General features: G+C 73.7%; 11 protein-coding genes and 1 pseudogene. 1 reads left to right on the top strand and 11 read right to left on the bottom strand.

Annotated elements, in window-relative coordinates; all coding sequences use genetic code 11:
• Positions 1–8: 8 nt before the first annotated feature.
• Positions 9–671, top strand: coding sequence for a ThuA domain-containing protein (locus tag AC38ZX_RS05070; protein ID WP_426594779.1), 663 nt, complete (start codon positions 9–11; stop codon positions 669–671).
• Positions 672–759: 88 nt separating this feature from the next.
• Here the strand turns inward: AC38ZX_RS05070 and AC38ZX_RS05065 are convergent, their stop codons facing one another.
• The 11 genes and pseudogenes from AC38ZX_RS05065 to AC38ZX_RS05015 all read right to left on the bottom strand — a co-directional run bounded on the left by AC38ZX_RS05065 (position 760) and on the right by AC38ZX_RS05015 (position 17300).
• The gene (locus tag AC38ZX_RS05065; protein WP_491296563.1) at positions 760–2067 is read right to left on the bottom strand and encodes a GNAT family N-acetyltransferase; all 1308 of its coding nucleotides are present in this window, start codon (positions 2065–2067) and stop codon (positions 760–762) included.
• Positions 2068–2089: 22 nt separating this feature from the next.
• A pseudogene (ligA, locus tag AC38ZX_RS05060) lies at positions 2090–4298 on the bottom strand (NAD-dependent DNA ligase LigA).
• Positions 4295–5845 (bottom strand): RHS repeat-associated core domain-containing protein, encoded by a 1551-nt coding sequence (locus tag AC38ZX_RS05055; RefSeq protein ID WP_491296561.1) that lies wholly within the window; start codon positions 5843–5845, stop codon positions 4295–4297. The pseudogene ligA and the gene AC38ZX_RS05055 overlap by 4 nt, the downstream one beginning before the upstream one ends.
• Complete coding sequence (locus tag AC38ZX_RS05050; protein WP_491296560.1) at positions 5785–10116, bottom strand: toxin TcdB middle/N-terminal domain-containing protein; 4332 nt, start codon at positions 10114–10116, stop codon at positions 5785–5787. The genes AC38ZX_RS05055 and AC38ZX_RS05050 overlap by 61 nt, the downstream gene beginning before the upstream one ends.
• A gap of 4 nt (positions 10117–10120) precedes the next feature.
• The gene (locus AC38ZX_RS05045; protein WP_491296559.1) at positions 10121–11347 is read right to left on the bottom strand and encodes a Tc toxin subunit A-related protein; all 1227 of its coding nucleotides are present in this window, start codon (positions 11345–11347) and stop codon (positions 10121–10123) included.
• The gene (locus tag AC38ZX_RS05040) at positions 11251–13164 is read right to left on the bottom strand and encodes a hypothetical protein (RefSeq protein ID WP_491296558.1); all 1914 of its coding nucleotides are present in this window, start codon (positions 13162–13164) and stop codon (positions 11251–11253) included. The genes AC38ZX_RS05045 and AC38ZX_RS05040 overlap by 97 nt, the downstream gene beginning before the upstream one ends.
• Entirely contained in the window at positions 13161–13565 is a 405-nt protein-coding gene (locus tag AC38ZX_RS05035) for a hypothetical protein (protein ID WP_491296556.1), read from the bottom strand. The genes AC38ZX_RS05040 and AC38ZX_RS05035 overlap by 4 nt, the downstream gene beginning before the upstream one ends.
• Before the next feature lie 83 nt (positions 13566–13648).
• A complete protein-coding gene (locus tag AC38ZX_RS05030) occupies positions 13649–13999 on the bottom strand; it encodes a hypothetical protein (protein ID WP_426594769.1) in 351 nt (116 codons plus the stop codon).
• A gap of 93 nt (positions 14000–14092) precedes the next feature.
• The gene (locus AC38ZX_RS05025) at positions 14093–15028 is read right to left on the bottom strand and encodes a uroporphyrinogen decarboxylase/cobalamine-independent methonine synthase family protein (RefSeq protein ID WP_491296555.1); all 936 of its coding nucleotides are present in this window, start codon (positions 15026–15028) and stop codon (positions 14093–14095) included.
• Complete coding sequence (gene mnmA, locus AC38ZX_RS05020; protein ID WP_491296554.1) at positions 15025–16125, bottom strand: tRNA 2-thiouridine(34) synthase MnmA; 1101 nt, start codon at positions 16123–16125, stop codon at positions 15025–15027. Before mnmA ends, AC38ZX_RS05025 begins: the two co-directional genes overlap by 4 nt.
• The gene (locus AC38ZX_RS05015; protein ID WP_491296553.1) at positions 16125–17300 is read right to left on the bottom strand and encodes a cysteine desulfurase family protein; all 1176 of its coding nucleotides are present in this window, start codon (positions 17298–17300) and stop codon (positions 16125–16127) included. The genes mnmA and AC38ZX_RS05015 overlap by 1 nt, the downstream gene beginning before the upstream one ends.
• Between the last annotated feature and the right edge of the window lie 96 nt (positions 17301–17396).

Below are 17396 nucleotides of genomic sequence, written 5' to 3'. Positions count from 1 at the left end.
GTCGTCCCGTGCCACAACAACGCCGAGCACTCGTCGTCCGGGGAGGCTGGGACGGCCACGCCCCGGAGGAGGCCGTCGACCTGTTCCTGCCGTTCCTGCGCGAGCACGACTTCGACGTCGTCGTCGAGGGCTCGCTCGAGGTCTACGCCGACGCCTCCCTCATGGCCTCGACCGACCTCGTCGTGCAGTGCTGGACCATGGGCGAGATCCTCGCCGACGAGCTCCACGGCCTGCGCGACGCCGTCGCCGCCGGCACCGGGTTCGCAGGCTGGCACGGCGGGGTCGTCGACTCGTTCCGGATGGCGACGGATTATCTGCAGCTCGTCGGCGCCCAGTTCGCGGCGCACCCCGGCGGGATCGTCGACCACACCGTCCAGATCGTGCCGGGCCGGGCCGACGACCCGATCGTCGATGGGATCGCCGACTTCGCCCTCCGCTCCGAACAGTACTGGCTGCTCTCCGACGACCTCAACGACGTGCTCGCCACCACGACGATCACGCCCGGGCCCGACGACCACTGGCTCGTACCGCAGACGTCGCCGGCCGTCTGGAAGCGGCTCTGGGGCGAGGGTCGGGTGTTCGTCTGCGCGCCGGGTCACCAGCTGGCCGACCTCGAGCTGCCGCCGGTGCGCACGATCATCGAACGCGGGCTCCTGTGGGCCGCCCGCTGACCGTCGGGCTCGATCCGTCAGCGGCGCGACGCGCGCACAAGGTCGGGGCCTGACCCCCTTCCATCGAGCGTGGCAGGTCAGGTGCCGGTCAGGGGGCTTGTCGTTGCCGGTAGGTGTACCGGTCGGCAGGTTCGAACCCGAGACCCCAGTAGAGCGCGGCGGCGGCCTGGTTGTGGGCCTCGACCTGCAGGAACACCCGGCGCGCGCCGCGCTCCCGCGCGTCGTGCAGCGCGTGGAGCGTCAGGGCGCGCGCGAGGCCGCGACGCCGCGCGGAGCCCGCGACGACGAGGCATGACAGCGCCGCCCAGTCCTGCGTGACCGTCACCCGGACGACCGCCACTGGCGAGGTGTCGTAGGTCGAGGTCATCGACAGGTAGCGCGCCGGGACGCCGGTGAGGATCGCGCGACCGGTCGCCCGGTCCGCGGAGTCGTCCTTGGCGCCCAGCCACAGCGCGAGCCAGTCGTCGTCCGGCTCGTCGCGCTCCTCGATCCGCACGCCCGGCAGGTCGAGCCGACCCGGCAGGGCGGGATCGCCGACGAGCGAGCGCACCAGGACGTCGGTCTCCGAGACGGTCCGGTACCCGCGGGCGTCGAGCATCGCGGCCACCTCGACGCAGACCGGCGGGACCACGGTCGACTCGCCCGCTCCCCCCGAACCGACGGGACGCGGCGTCCGGACGATGCTCGGCAGCCCGGCGTCCGCGTAGACCTGCTCGATCCGGTCCAGCGCGCCCATCGGGTCGGCCGGCGTCCCGGTCAGCAGGGCGCTGTTTGCCCGCCGGGTCAGGCCGCCCGACACGCCGACCCGCCAGCCGTCGACCTCGACCACCTGCAGCGGCGGCCAGGTCCGCGACTCGACCAGCGCACCCGGGGGCTCCGGCGGGGTCCAGGTCTGCACGCGCAGGTGCACGTACTCGTGCCCCCAGTCGCGCTCGGGCGCGGCGACGAAGCCGAGCCGGGCGTACAGCCGGTGCGCCGTGACCATCGAGTCGAGCGTCGAGAGCACCACCCGACGGGCGCCCGACGCGACGGCGTACCCGAGCGCGGCCCGCATGAGCGCCTCGGCGATACCGCGACCGCGGGCGCGCGGGGCCACCGCGAGCATCCGCACCTCGAACTCGCCGGGCTCGGCGACCTCGGCGTAGGTGGTGCCGTACGGCGCCAGCGTCACCGTCCCGACGACGGTCTGGCTGCCGTCGGAGTCCTCGCACGGCACCGTCGCCACCAGGAGCATCGCGTCGCGGGCCCGCCTCGTCGCGTCCCGCAGCTGGGCCTCGTACTCGTCGTCCTCGTCGAGCAGCCGGTCCGCGAGGTAGGCCTCGGCCGTCAGCGCGCCGGCACCCGCGATCTCGTCGTTCCGCGCCAGGCGGACGGTCGGCCCGGTCGTTTCCGCCACCGCCTTCACGCCGTCGCCACCCTCACGGGGCCGGGTCCGCTCGTGCGTCGTCGGCCACCCCGCTCGGTCCCTGCGCGAGAAGCCGCTCGAACCCGGCCTCGTCGAGGATGCGCAGCCCGAGCTTCGCGCGCCTTGGTCTCCTTGGAGCCCGCGTTCTCGCCGACCACCACGAAGTCCGTGTTCTTCGAGACGCTGCCGGCCGACTTCCCACCGCGGGCCAGGATCGCCTCCTTGGCCCCGTCCCGGCTGAACCGCTCGAGCCCGCCCGTGACCACGACCGTGAGCCCCTCGAGCGTGCGCGGCGCGGACTCGTCGCGCTCCTCGCTCATCCGCACGCCCGCCGCCGCCCACTTGTCGACGATCGCCTGGTGCCACTTGTCGTCCTCGCCCGGCTGCGCGAACCAGGCCACGACCGCCCCCGCGATGGTCGGCCCGACCCCTTCGGCCGCCCCGATCTCCTCCTCCGACGCCGACGCGATCGCCGGGATCGACGCGAAGTGCTGCGCGAGCGCCCGCGCCGCCGTCGGCCCGACGTGCCGGATCGAGAGCGCGACGATCACCCGCCACAGCGCCGCGCCCTTGGCCTTCTCCAGGTTGCCCAGCAGCGCCGACCCGGTGGCGTTCAGGTCCCCGGCCTCGCGCACCACGCCGCCGACCTTCGAGCTGGTCGAGAGCGTGAACAGCGGCACCCGCCGCAGCGCGTCGGCGTCGAGCGCGAACAGGTCGCCCTCGTCGGTGACCACCCCGGCGTTCAGGAGCGCGCTCGCGGCCTCCCAGCCGACCGCCTCGATGTCGAACGCACCCCGCGAGGCCACGTGGAACAGCCGCTCGCGCAGCTGCGACGGGCAGGAGCGCTGGTTGGGGCAGCGGATGTCGACGTCGCCCTCCTTGGCGGGCGCCAGCGTGGTCCCGCACGAGGGGCACTCGGTGGGCATGACGAACTCGCGCTCCGTGCCGTCCCGCAGGTCCACCACCGGCCCGACCACCTCGGGGATGACGTCCCCCGCCTTGCGCAGCACCACCGTGTCCCCGATGAGCACGCCCTTGCGCTTCACCTCGCTCGCGTTGTGCAGCGTGGCCATGGCCACGGTCGAACCCGAGACGAAGACCGGCTCCATGACCGCGAACGGCGTCACCCGCCCGGTGCGGCCGACGTTGACCTCGATGTTGAGCAGCTTGGTGTTGACCTCTTCCGGTGGGAACTTGTACGCGATCGCCCACCGCGGCGCCCGGCTCGTGGCGCCGAGCCGACGCTGCAGCGCGATCTCGTCGACCTTGACCACCACGCCGTCGATCTCGTGCTCGACGTCGTGCCGGTGCTCCCCCGTGTGCGCGATCATCTCCCGCACGCCGTCCAGACCCTCGACCACCCGCGAGTGGCCCGAGACCGGCACGCCCCAGGACGCCAGCAGGTCGTACACCTGGGACTGCCGCTCGATCCCGGTCCCGCCGCCCGGTGCCCGCTGCCACGCGCCGATCCCGTGCGCGTACATCCGCAGGTCCCGCGACGCGGTCACCCGGGGGTCCTTCTGCCGCAGCGAGCCCGCAGCGGCGTTCCGCGGGTTGGCGAACGGGCTCTTGCCCGACTCGACCTGCGCGGCGTTGAGCTGCGTGAACGCCTCGACCGGGAGGAACACCTCGCCCCGGATCTCGATCAGGTCCGGGTGCGTCGCCGGGTCGCCGCCGAGCACGTCGGGGATGGTCGAGATCGTGCGGACGTTCAGGGTCACGTCCTCGCCCGTGCGCCCGTCCCCCCGGGTGGCCGCCCGGACCAGGCGCCCCTTCTCGTACAGCAGCGCGATGGCCAGCCCGTCGATCTTGAGCTGCACAGGTAGTGCAGCTGCGCGTCGGCCTCCAGGTCGCGGTGCACGCGGTCCGCCCAGGAGGCGATGTCCTCGTCGGAGAACGCGTTGTCCAGCGAGAGCATGCGCTCGACGTGGCTGACGGAAGCGAACTCGGTGCTGAACGTCCCGCCGACGCGCTGCGTGGGCGAGTCGGGCGTGCGCAGCCCGGGGTGCTCGTCCTCCAGCGCCTGCAGCTTCCCCGGAGGCGCTCGTCGTACTCCTTGTCCGACGCCACCGGGGCGTCGCGGATGTAGTACGCGAACTGGTCCGCGTCGATGAGCTGGCCAGCTCGGTCCACCGGTGCCGCGCCTCGGCGGGGATCTCGTGGTCGGGCGATGCGCTCACCGATGCTGCGCTGACGGGGGCGTCGTCGATCTCTTCGCTCACGGTCCCATCATGGCGTGCACCGCCCACAGGAGGACGTCGAACGGATCCGCGTCAGGTCCAGGTGTCGTCGGTGCCGATCCCGGCGTGGCTGTCGGCCATCTGCTCGGTCCAGGCCGCTTGCCGCCGCCCGCGATCATCTCGTCGACGAACCCGATGAGGTGCACGGCCGACCCGAACGCCCCGAGGCTGAGCCCGTGCCCGGTCTCGTGCGGGACGTCGCCGTCGGGGCTCGTGTTCTTGGAGTCGACGAAGACGAAGTGCCCCATGTCGTAGGCCGTGTCGATGGGGTTGGCGTCGGAGAACGCGCCGCCCTTCATGACGAAGCTGCACGTGGCCAGGTCGAAGCTGATCGACGTGATGGCCAGCCCCGGCACCTGGTTCCCCGTCACGCCGGCCAGGATCAGGTTGACGGCGAAGAAGGCGAGGCCGATGCCGTTGACCAGCCAGGTGGTCGGCATGAGCCAGCTGCTCCAGCCGAGGATCACCTGGTAGGCGGCGCTCTGCCGGATCCCGTCGAACACGCTCAGGAACCCGATCACGCCGAGCGCCAGGCCGATGGCCGGGCCGAAGATCGCCGAGGCGAACACGACCGTCAGGCCCGCGTTGAACCCGATGAGCATCCCCTTGAGGAAGTCGCCGAGCGCCGTTCCCCGGGCCGCGGACGCACCGGCGTAACCGGCGATCGTCAACCCGATGATGAGCCCGATCGCGAGCAGCCCGGCCCCGATGCCGGACGCGAACGCCGCGATGGTCAGCACCGCGACCGCGATCCCGATGATGACCCCGACGATCCCGCCGAGCACGGTCCAGAAGCTCGCACCGTCCGGGTCCACGTTGTTGACGGGGTCGTTCGCGCAGTACGCGTACAGGTCGAGCCGCCGCGGGTCGTCGACGCCCTTCTCGGGATGGTGCAGGAAGTAGCCGTCCGGGCTCAGGTACCGCGCGATCGTCGGCGAGTACCAGCGGCGCTGCGCGTAGTAGAGCTCGGCGTCGGCGTCCCACTCCTGGAACGCGAACACCTGGGTCGGGGCCGGGCCGGTGGCCCGGGCCGAGTTGCCGAACGCGCGGTAGTCGATCCTCGCGATGCGGGTGCCCGCGGCGTCCGTGAAGAACGTCGCGCTGGCGCGCGGGTCCGTGTGGATCCAGTGCCGTACTCCCCCGTGGTCGACGGCGATCCGTAGCCCTTGCAGCACCGCGTACGTGACGAGGTTCCCGTCCCGCACCTCGGCGTACGGCCCGAGGAAGACGGTGTCGGGACCCCCCGTCACGGTCTTGTGAACCCGCGAGCCCCGGTGGTCGTACTCGTAGGCGACCGTGGTCCCGTCCGCGCGCACGACCGAGGCGAGCTGGCCCTTGGCGTCCCACGCGAACGTCCGGCCCGGGAGGGCCCCGAGCCGGCCCGCCACGTCGTAGCCGAGGTCGCTCGGCGCGCCGCCGTCGACGGCGAGGGTGTCCGGGCGCGTCGGGTGCGCGACGTCGTCCGCGGTCAGCACGGCACCGTCCGTCGCGAGGAGCGTCCGGGCCTGGTACGTGAAGTCCTCGTCCACACCACCGGGGCGGGCGTCGGTGGTGCCGACGAGCTTGCCGCAGCGGGTCGTACGCGAAGGTGACCCGACCGTCCGGCTCCTCCACGGACGTGCACTGACCGAGGGCGTCGTACCCGTAGGCCGCGTCCTCGAGCACGGCGCCGCCGACCCCGACGGTGCGCTGGGCGACCACGCGGGCGGTGCCCGCCGCGTAGCGTGGTCCGCACCACCCCGTTGGCGTGCGTGACCGTCGTCGCCAGCCGCCGCGGTTCGTAGTCGACGAGCGTCAGGACGCCCGGCACCGACCGCACCAGCCCGCTGTCGTACCGCTCGTACACGGTGGCGCTGCCGTCCGGCTGCACGAGGCGGACCAGCTGGCCCAGCGCGTCCCGCTCGAAGCCGAGCGTCCACGACCGGCCGCCGACCGCATAGGTCCGCGACGCCACCCGGCCCTGGGCGTCGTACGCGAACGTCTGGCTGCCGCCCGGATAGGTGGCCGTCCGTAGCCGGCCCACCCCGTGGCTCGGGGCGTCGTCGTACGTGTAGGTCTCGCGCTGCACCCCGTCGACGGCGAACGACACGATGCGTCCCATGCCGTCGTACGACGCCGACATCCGCGCGCCGGCCGGGTCCACGACCTCCACCGCGCGACCGCGGGCGTCGTTCAGCGTGCGCCACGTGCCGGCGTCGCGGTGGGCGACCTCGACCCGGTTGCCCAGTCCGTCGTAGGCGTACCGGGCGACCACCCCGTGCGCGTCCGAGTGCACCGAGAGGTGGCCGGTGGCGTCGGGTGCGTAGGTGGTGGTGACGCCGGACTCCTCCACGGCCACACGCCGGTGCGCAGCATCCACCCGGTCCCGGCGCTCGACGCCCAGGGCGTCGGTCGAGACGATCTCGAACGGTGCGTAGCGCGTGGACGACACGGCGCCGTCGTGGTCGGTGGTCCGCACCGGTCGGCCCTGGCTGTCGTACTCGAACCGGCGGCTGGTGCGGCCGGTCAGGTCGGTCGGCGCGTAGTCGAGGGCGGCCTCGAACGTGGGGTCGTACTCCGCGGCCGCGTCCCCGAACGGGGTGCGGACCACGCAGCCGCTGACGATCACGCGACCCGCGGACAGCACCTCACGGCGCTGCTGCTCCCGGCCGAGGCCGTCGAAGACGATCGCGGAGTCCGCGGTCGCCGCCTCACCGTGCCGCAGGCGCCGACGGACGGTCACGACGCCCGGGACGGCGTCGAGGTAGGCGTACGTGCGCGACGGCATCGCGAGAGAGTCGCCCGGCAGCACCACGGACGTCAGGCGGCCCTGCGCGTCGTAGCGCATGCTCACGGTCGTGCCGTCGGGGTCGACGACCGAGACGGGCTGCCCGGTCGCCAGGTCGGTCGCGACGGTCGTGGTGCCCTGCGGCGTCGTGGACGTCGCGCGGTGCGTGCCCGACGCGTCGTAGGTGTAGGTGGTGGTCTGGCCGGGGGTGCTGCGCACACCGACGAGGCGTCCGGCGGTGTCGTGCGCCTGCTCCACGGCGACCGCGAACAGGGCGTCGCGCCCGTCGGCGTCCGGCAGCACCTCGTAGCCCAGGCCGCCGACGTCCGCCGGGAGCGTGTCGTCGTATCGCGCGTGCGCGTCCTGGACGGTCATGGCCCAGCGCAGCTCGCGCGTGAGCAGCCCCTGGTCCACGACCCCGGCCGCGAGGCCGACGTAGTCCGGGCCGTCGTAGAACCGCCGCACCTCGCCGATCAGCACACCGGCGCCGTCACGACGCACGATCGAGGCCGGCTTGCCCAGCACCCGGCCCTGCGGGTGCACCGCGAACGTCAGCGTGGTGTCCAGGGCGATCTCCGGCACGGGCGCCCCGAGCGAGGTACCGCGGTGACGCAGGTGCTCCGCGACCACGTCGCCACCGTCGTCGTAGTCCAGCGTGCGCTCCTCGGCGCGCTCGTCGTCGGTGCGTTCCCGCCAGCGTCGTGCGGTCCGCTCCACCCGGACCCAGCCGCGGGCGGCGGGCTCGAGCGTCTGCACCGAGTAGTCGGTGTCCTCCACCAGCACGGGCTGGTCCTGGAGCGCCGAGCCGTCGAGCTGCAGGTGCTCGACCCGGGAGAGCAGCTTGTTCAGCAGCGCCTGCTCCGGGCCGTTCCCCGGCAGCCGGTCCGCGCCGACGACGAAGTGGTGCACCACCCGAGACGTCGGCCGGGACGCGTCACCGATCTCGTCGCGCTCGACGCGGGCGAAGCCCTCGAAGCTGCGCTCCCGCTCGTCGTACCAGCCGTCGTGGTAGCGGTAGGCGGTGCGGCTCGTCTGCCCGGACACGCCGTCGGTGACCATCGTGGCCGACACGACGGCGACGGGGAACGGCACCTCGTCCGGCCACGGCCGGCCTGCGAGTCGGTCGCGCTCGGAGTGTGCCGCGGCGGTGTCGTACTCGACGGTTGCGACGAGGCCCGCGCCGTTGTCGGTGCCCGTCAGCAGGTAGCCCGACCCCGCCGTGGGGTCGTAGCGCACGTAGCCCGTCGCGGACCCGCGCGGCGAGCACCAGAGCACGGCGCTCCCGCGGCCGCTCGCTCCCGGCAGGGCCGACACGGTCCCCGGGATCGGCGTCGGCACGAGCGGGTCGAGCACGGGCGCACCCCAGGAGGCACCCGAGAGGTTGGGCACGATCTGCACGCCGGCCGCCCCGACGAGCACCAGGTCGGCGCAGCCGTCGCCGTCGACGTCGGTCAGCAGCAGCTGGGTGCCGTCGTCGGTGCGGACCCGGGGGCTCCCGGTCATGAGCACCGGTGCCGCGAACCGGCCCCGACCGAGGTTGGGCCAGTAGGTGACCTGACCGGACCGGACGCGCACCAGGTCGGCCAGGCCGTCGCCCGTCATGTCTGCGAGCAGCACCGCCGGGTCCGTCAGGTCCGGCGGGTCCACCAGGCCCGCCAGCGGGTCGTCGTCGGCCAGGTCGGCCAGGACGACATGTGCGGCTGCCGCCCAGCCGTCGGCGCCGAGGTTGTGCCACCACACGATCGTGCGGCCCATCTGCCCGAGGGCGTCCACCCGCCCGTCGCCGTCCAGGTCCGCGAACCGCGTCGTCGTCCCCAGGTCCGGGGTGGTCGCCGATCGCGGGTAGGCGACGTAGGACTGCCAGTCGTGGGCCCCGTCCGCGTAGCCGCGCGGCAGCGCGGTGCCGACGCCGACGAGCAGGTCGACCGCGCCGTCGCCGTCGATGTCGACCACCTGCAGGCGGCTGTCGCGCACGCCCTGGAAGCCGACCGGGACGCTGGACAGCCGGTGCGGGGCGGTGAAGTCGCCGCGCACGTCCTGCGGCCAGAACCACAGGCCCCCACCCCGGCCGGCCAGCACACCGGGCAGCGGACCCGCGTCGAGCTGCGTCAGCAGGGCGTCCGGGTCGGTCAACGGCGGTGGCGGGTACAGCGCATCGGAGCCGACGAAGCGCGCGTGCCACGCGGCCGGGTCGGGCACCGCGTAGGTGAACCGCTGCGCCGGTCGGGCGAGGTCGCCGGAGCCGTCGGTGGCCGGGCCGAGGCTGGTGAGCCGCACCTGCGTCAGCATCGACACCTGCGCGTCCTGGTAGGTCAGGTCCCAGCGCCGGACGGCGCCGACGCCCTGCACCTCCAGCGTGATGCTCGAGCACCGCCGGGTGGTCAGCCGCATCCACCCCGCACGCCCGTTGCGCAGGACGTCCGGCCGGTCCTCGTACAGGAAGGACACGGTGTGCACGGCCCACGAGACGCTCGTCAGGTAGGGCGTCCCGTCCTGCACCGACCAGGCGTACGTCACCGCGTTTCCGCTGGCGTCGAGCACGCGCTCCGGCAACCACTGGAGCACCCGATCCGGATGACCGGGATCGGCCACCCGGGCGGCCGGTGACAGGCCCAGCTCGACGGTGCCGCCGTCGCGCTGCAGGATCGTCCAGCCGTCGCCGGTGCGCTCGAACCGGTCGAACGCCGACTCCTTGCGGGCCCGCCAGTGCCCCGCCGACACCTCGACGATCTCCACGCCGTCGGCGAGGTACCGCGCCTCGACGTCGCCGGGTACCCCGAAGTCCAGCCGCTGCTCCACGGTCCGCACCGGCAGCGCCCAGCCCATTCCGAGCACGCCGTTGCCGGCGTTCTGGCTGTAGACGAGGTCGAGCTTCGCCACCTGTCCCGCGACGCCCTTGGGCACGGGGATCGGGATCGTGTAGGACGCCTGGCCGGTGTTCAGGTTGAGCCCGAACGACTCGCCGAAGCCCGGGGCGTTCCCGCTCCCGGCCGGCGCGCTGACTGCCTGCTCGGAGGTGGCGGCGTCGCTCATGGTCTCAGCGCCAGGTGAACGAGTAGTCCTGGTACACCGACACGTCGGTGATCCCGGACAGGTCCGGGACGCCGCCGGGTCCGACCGCGAGCGTCGGGTTGTCCGCCGCCGTGATGTGCACGGTGAACCTGTCGGCCACGCCGCCCCCGAGCAGGCTCGCCACCGGCGCGCCCTGCACCAGACCGTCCGCGTCGGTGGTGAGCACCAGCTCGGTCCCGGTCGACGCGGGCGTGAGCCGGACCACGGTTGCCGGCGCGCCCGAGACGCGCAGCGTGAACGACGTGCGGAGCAGGTCCTTCTGCGTCCGCGGCAGGTCGGCCGCGGACACGACCAGGTCGCCGCTGCCCTGCGTGCGCAGGAAGAACAGCTCGTCGGGCGCCTGCAGCCGCAGCGACGTCGCCCGGCCCGCCGTGCCCGTGGTGGGCAGGCCCGCCTTGACCGTGCCCTCCAGCCCGCCGTCGAAGAACGCGTCCAGATACACCACCAGGTACACGTCGAGCAGGGCCGACAGGTCGACCTCGTTGGTGCCCAGCGGCAGCTCGAGCCGCCACATCGTCGCGGCGCCGTTGTTCTCGAACAGGCGCAGCTGCTGGGAGTCCGCGCGCAGCACGATCGCGTCGGTCCGCGCGTCGTACAGCGACAGCGGCAGGACGTCCGGGGGGTAGACCAGCTGCTGGACGCTCCCGTCGGCGGCGCGGAAGTGCGACACCCCGATGTTCCGCAGCGTCCCGTGCACCCCGGAGGCGGCGCTGACGCCGACGAACTGCACCTCGACCGCGCGGACCTTGTGCAGGTAGAAGCCCGGGTACAGCCGGTCGAGCTGCTCGAGCGTGGTCTGCAGGTTGGCGACGCCGGTGGTGCGCAGGGCACGCAGCGCGCTGGGGTAGAGCTGGGCCAGGGAGAAGGACACCTTGATCGGCGCCTTCTTCGACCGCGTGCTGGTCAGGAAGTCGACCGTGAAGAAGTCGACGTCGCGCAGCAGGACGTCGGAACCGAGGACGTCGCCCGCGCCGGCGTTGCGGTAGTCGAGCCGGATCTTGTGCAGGTCGCGGGCGGTCTCGGCGGCGTAGGCGCGCTGCATCAGCCACGCCACGCTGGTCGCCATGTCCAGGTAGTCCGCGGCCAGCCCCTTCATCACCTGGGCCATCTCGTACCAGTGCCGGCTGCTGAACTCGCGCAGGTCGAGGAACTCGCGGTTGGCCTCGGCCTGGGCCTGCTGCAGCTGGGCCACCGCGACCCGCTGCTGGGCCACGGCGACGCCGGCCTGCGCCTGGACCACCTGCGCCTGGGCGACCGCCTGGTACGACTGCGCAGCGGCGACCTCGCGGTCGAGGCGCCCCTGCTCGAGGTCGTCGGTGAGACTGGCCCGCTGGGCGGCCAGCCGCTGGAGCACGGTGTTGCGCGGCTCGTGGTCCGACCCGAACGAGTCGTACCCCGTGATGGTGAGCTTGACCTCGTCGTCGTGGTCCACCGCGGACGCCTGCGCCCAGGCGTCGAGCTCGGCCAGCTCCTCGCTTCCCACCGGACGTCCCCGAACGCGGTCGACGCCTCCTGGGCGTTGGTGAGCTGTGTGGTCGCGTAGTCCTTGCTGCGCTGCGCGACCGCGACGCCGGCCTGCGCCTGCGCGACCCCGTCCTGCTCCAGCACGACGCTCGCGGCCGCGAGGTCCACCTGCTGGTCCATCTGGTCCTCGCGGAACTCCTCGTTCTCGGCCTGGCTCTTGAACTGGATGTACGCCTGCTCCATGGTCCCCGCGTGCTCGGCCAGGTAGCGGGCGTTGGTCTGCAGCGCCTCGAAGCTGAACGGGGGCAGGTAGTCCGGCGCGAACCCGAGGAAGTTCTGGCCCGCCGCGATCTGGCTGAGCCGCAGCCGCGCCCGGGTGAGCGGCAGCGCGACGGCCGGGTTGTCGTCGACGCTCGTGGGGTCGGCCGCCGCCGCGATCGCCGCGGCCCTGACCTTGAGCGCGGCGAACCGGGCGTCGGCGTAGAGCGGCGACGTCGCCGGGACAGTGCCGTCCGAGCCCACGACGAGGTGGTACTTGACGGCCGCGGCGGGCCAGCCCGCCGCGGAGTCACCGGCGGCGCGGTAGATCGAGTCGCCCCAGGCCACGTAGGTCTGCGCGAGCCGCGTCCACACCTGGGTGACCTCGACGTTCAGGTTGAGGTACGGGTAGGTCAGCGCGTTGCGGTATGCGGTCTCGGCCGACGCGTAGTCGCCCGACGCGAGATAGCAGTCGCCCAGGCTCATCGGGATGACGAAGAAGTAGATGTAGGGCAGGTACGCGACGAACGTCGTCGCCGGGAGGCCCTGGACGTACAGGAGGCCGAGGTCGTCGGTCACGGCCATCGTCTCGTACAGCGCGGTGAGGTTCCCGGCCTTGTCGCCGGCGAGGCTCACCGTGCTCGAGGCGTCCGTGCCGAGGATCGTGAACGTGTCCACCGTGCGCAGCTCGCCGACGTAGGCCAGGGCCTGCAGAGACGGAGTCTCGGCCTGGCTGATCGGCTGCGGGATCGCGCCGGCGAGCTCGAGCCCGGGCGCGCCGTCGATCCGGCGGAACGGGAGGCCCCGGCCCGGACCCACCACGGTCCGCCCGGTCAGCGCGCGGGTCGGGGCGTCGGCGACGCCGGTGACCCCCGTGACCCCGAGCTCGAAGATGCCCAGCTTCTGGCTCACCGCACCGGCCTGGGCCAGCACCTCCTTGGCTCGGGCGTCGTCCCCCTGCCGCTCGAAGAGGCCCGAGAGAGCTGCCAGCGCGGACACCTGCCCCTCGCCCGACCCGGCCTTGGTGAACAGCTCCTGCGCCGTGGTGAGCTCGGTCGTCGCCGCGTCGGCCCTGCCTGCGCGCTCGAGCACGAGCCCCAGGTCCTGGTGCAGGTGCGCGACGAGCGCCAGGTCCTGGTCACCGGCGGCCTTGATCGCCTGCGTGTACGCCTTGGCCGCACCGGCGAAGTCGCCCGCGACGACCGACCCGGCGGCCCCGGTGAGCAGGCCGTGCACGGTGTCCAGGGTGCTCGACACGCCCGCGCCGAACACCTGCGGGTGCGTCACGACTCGGCCGGGTCCGGCGGCACGGGCCAGACGATGCCGGCGGGCACCGTGCTGAGCGGCGGGACCGTCCGGCTGGCGGACTCGGCCGCCATGGCGAGGAACGCGGGCAGCTGGGACGAGGCGTAGGACACCTCCCACTGCGGGTACGACGGCGCCGCGACCGGCAACGTCGGGTGCGCGGTCTTGAGGATCAGCGCCTGCAGCTGGCTGTAGCCGCGGATCGCGATGCCGAGCTCGTCGTCGAGGTGCGCCTGCCGGGCCGCCGCGAGGTCGTTCTGCACCTGTCGCTCGAACGCCGAGGTCGCGTCGTCCACCTCGTACTGCCCCGTCGAGGTCGCGGCGACGATGGCCCGCAGGTCCTCGAGGTGGGAGTACTTGATCTCGCTGGCGTACGCCTTCATGACCGCTCCTGGTGTCTGGGACTCGCACCGAAGAGAAGGGTCGATCGAGCACAGATACACCCGGTATCGGGTGATCCGTCCGGTCAGGCGCGCGCCTGCCGCAGCCGGGGCTCGACGAGCACCCCGACGCACACCGCCGCGCCGCCGACGGCGAGCAGGGCGGCGACACCGGTCAGCCGCGGGGACGCCGAGGCCACCACGACGTCCTGCGGCTGCCCGTCGACGTCCCAGGTGCACACCCCGCGCGGCGGGAAGACGGTGTACCGGATGTGCGACCCGGGCAGGTCGGCGGCATAGGCCTGCAGGCAGGGCGAGTCGCCCGCCTGCGAGGCCTGCAGCGTCCGCGCGCCGATGCCGATGAACGCGACCGCGAGGATGACGAGGCCGACGAGCGCCGTCGCGGACGCCAGGAGCAGGACGAGCGGACGACGCATCAGGACTCCGCACGTTCGGCGACGAGGCGCGCGGCGCGCACCAGTCCGGCGAGCACCGCGCGGGCGTCGTCCGGCGACCCGACGCCCGTGGCGTCACCGGCGAGCAGGACCACGTCGCGCAACGCCGCGGCCGGCAGCCCGACGGACCGCCACGGCCGGAGCAGGAGGTCGGCCTGCCCTGCGACGTCCGGGCCGGCGCACTGGGAGGACGCCTGCGGCGGCAAGCTCGGGCCAGAACGCGAGCCCGCCCTCGACCACCTCGGCGACCCGCTCCCACGACCGGTCGTCGAGCGCGGTGACGGCCAGGGCGAACCCGTCGGCACCCGACGCCCGGATCGCACCCAGCGACGACCACGCCGCGCCGCCGTGCACGACCACGGAGGCGGCGCCGGCGGCCCGCAGCCCGGTCGCCACGGACGTCAGGTGCCCGGCCGCGACCGGCCCGGGCACCGACCGCAGCGCCGAGTAGCCGGAGAACGACGGCAGCACCCCGGCCATCACCTGCGCGAGCAGCGGTTCGTGCAGGAGCACGGACGGAACGATCCCGGGGACGGCGCGGCTCAGTGCGCCGAGGTGCGCGGCCAGCCCGTCGGTGAGCGAGGCGGCGAGCTCGCGGACCGCGCCGGCGTCGGAGATCACCCGGTCGCCGCGCGCCAGGTAGAGCGACGCGGCGAGCGTGAGCGGTCCGAGGACCGGCACGACGAGCGGCCCGACGTAACCGTGCGCGGCCACCGCGAGCGCATCGACGTCCTCTCGGACGAACGCCTGCGCGCGTCCGAGGTCGCCGCCGGGGTGCGCGGCGAGCTTCCAGCCGTGCGCGCCGAGCTCGGTCGGCAGGTCCGCCAGCAGCGCGGACGCCCGCCCGACCTGGTCGCTCCACGGCCCGCGCGCCGGCAGCGTGACCGTGAACGGCAGGCCGTCCACCTCGCCCGACGGCGTGTCCAGCAGGTCGCCGACGACCACGCTCTGCGCCTCGAGCACGTCGGTGCCGGGCCACGGTCCCGTGCCCGTGACGGACGGGCGGCTCACCGAGCAGCGCCGACGGCGGACCGGACGGCGGCCGTCACGGTGGCCTGGCCGAGCACGCGGGTGCCGTCGTAGAGCACCGCGGACTGCCCGGGCGCGACGCCGCGCAGCGCGCCGTCGACCGACACCGAGACCGATCCGTCGGGCAGGACGCGGGCGCGCGCCGGTACGGCGGCGCCGTGCGCCCGCACCTGCAGCGCGCACTCGAAGGAGTCGCCCGGAGCGGCGAACCACACCGCCCGGTCCGCCTGCACGACGTCGACGGACAGGTCGCCGGCGGACCCCACGACCACGCGGTTGTGCACGGGCTCGACCGCGAGCACGTACCGCGGCTTCCCGTCGGGCGCGGGGCGTCCGATCGACAGCCCGCGCCGCTGCCCGACGGTGTAGGCGTACGCGCCGTCGTGGGTGCCGAGCACCGCACCGGCCTCGTCGACGATCTCCCCCGGCTGCGACCCCAGCCGCGAGCGCAGGAACCCCTGGGTGTCCCCGTCGGCGACGAAGCAGATGTCGTAGGAGTCGGGCTTGGCGGACACCGACAGCCCGCGTGCGGCGGCGTCGCGGCGGGTCTCCTCCTTGGACGCGACGTCGCCCAGGGGGAACAGGGAGCGCGCCAGCCGCTCGGGGCCCATCACGGCCAGCACGTACGACTGGTCCTTGGCGGCTTCCGCCGACCGGTGCAGCTCGCGCGAACCATCAGGACGATCGACGATCCGGGCGTAGTGCCCCGTCGCCACGGCGTCGAAGCCCAGCGCCACCGCCTTGTCCAGCAGCGTCGCGAACTTGATGTGCTCGTTGCACCGCACGCACGGGTTGGGCGTCCTGCCCGCCTCGTACTCGGCGACGAAGTCCGCGACGACCGTCTGCTCGAACTTCTCCGACAGGTCCCACACGTAGTACGGGATGCCCAGCACGTCGGCGGCACGCCGGGCGTCACCGGCGTCCTCGATCGAGCAGCAGCCGCGGGAGCCGGTGCGGAACTGGTCGCGGGTGCGGGACAGGGCCATGTGCACGCCGACGACGTCGTGCCCGGCGTCGACCGCGCGCGCCGCCGCCACGGCGGAGTCGACGCCGCCGGAGAGTGCCGCCAGGACACGCATCAGGACACCGTCGCCAGGCCGGCCGCGCGCGCCCGCTCGACCACGGCGGGCAGCACGGTGAGCAGCGTCTCCACGTCGGACGCGACCGACGAGTGCCCGAGGCTGAACCGAAGCGCACCGCGCGCCTCGATCTCGTCGACCCCCATGGCCAGCAGCACGTGGCTCGGACGCGGTACGCCCGCCTGGCAGGCCGACCCCGTCGACGCCTCGACGCCCGCCGAGTCGAGCAGGTACAGCAGCGAGTCGCCCTCGCAGCCACCGAACGTGAAGTGCGCGTTCGCGGGCAGGCGCCCGTTCCGGGGACCGCGCAGGACGGCACCCGGGACCGAGTCGAGGACGCCGGCCACCAGCGCGTCGCGCAGCGCGCCGACCCGCGTCGCAAAAGTCTCCCGGCCCTGGACGGCAGCCACGACGGCCGTCGAGAAGGACGCGAGCAGGGCCGCGTCGAGCGTCCCGGACCGCACGCCGCGCTCCTGCCCGCCGCCGTGCTGCACGGGCGTCAGCTCGAGCCCGCGCCGGGCGAGGAGCGCCCCGGCGCCGCCGGGTCCCCCGACCTTGTGGCCGGTCAGGGTGAGCGCGTCGAGCCCCGACGCACCGAAGTCGACGGGCACCTGCCCGACGGCCTGGACCGCGTCCGCGTGCACCGGCACGCCGTACTGGTGGGCGAGCGCGACGACGTCGGCGAGCGGCTGCAGCGCACCGACCTCGTTGTTGGCCCACATCACGGACAGGAGCGCGGCCTCGTCACCGTGCTCCGACAGCTCCTGCGCCAGGGCGTCGACCACGAGCACACCGTCGGAGTCCACCGGCAGGAGCACGCTCTCGGCGCCCGCGTGCTCGGCCATCCAGAAGGCCGGGTCGAGGACCGCGTGGTGCTCGACGGCCGACACCAGGATCCGGCGTCGTCGCAGGTCGTGGGTCCGACGGGCCCAGAACAGCCCCTTCACGGCAAGGTTGTCGGCCTCGGTCCCGCCGCCCGTGAACAGGACCTCGCTCGGGCGCGCGCCCAACGATGCCGCCAGGCGCTCGCGCGACTCCTCGACCACGCGACGCGCGGCCCGGCCGGACGCGTGCAGCGACGAGGGGTTGCCGGTGAGCGCGAGCTGCTCGACGAGCACCCGCGTGGCCTCGGGGAGCATGGGCGTGGTCGCCGCATGGTCGAGATACACGCTCACCCGCACAGTCTACGAACGGGGCGGCGCTCGGTCGGACACCCAGTGCGTGGGACCACCCGTCAGGGTGTCGACATCACCTGGCAGGATGTGCCGCGT

The organism is Cellulomonas sp. McL0606 (assembly GCF_058248365.1).
Note: the sequence above shows the minus strand (reverse complement) of the source record. Positions and strands in the feature narration are given on the sequence as shown.

Bases quoted from the DNA above. Each gene is read 5' to 3' on its own strand.
- AC38ZX_RS05050 (WP_491296560.1), bottom strand. From the start codon at position 10,116: ATGAGCGACGCCGCCACCTCCGAGCAGGCAGTCAGCGCGCCGGCCGGG.
- AC38ZX_RS05035 (WP_491296556.1), bottom strand. From the start codon at position 13,565: ATGAAGGCGTACGCCAGCGAGATCAAGTACTCCCACCTCGAGGACCTG.
- AC38ZX_RS05030 (WP_426594769.1), bottom strand. From the start codon at position 13,999: ATGCGTCGTCCGCTCGTCCTGCTCCTGGCGTCCGCGACGGCGCTCGTC.
- mnmA (WP_491296554.1), bottom strand. From the start codon at position 16,125: ATGCGTGTCCTGGCGGCACTCTCCGGCGGCGTCGACTCCGCCGTGGCG.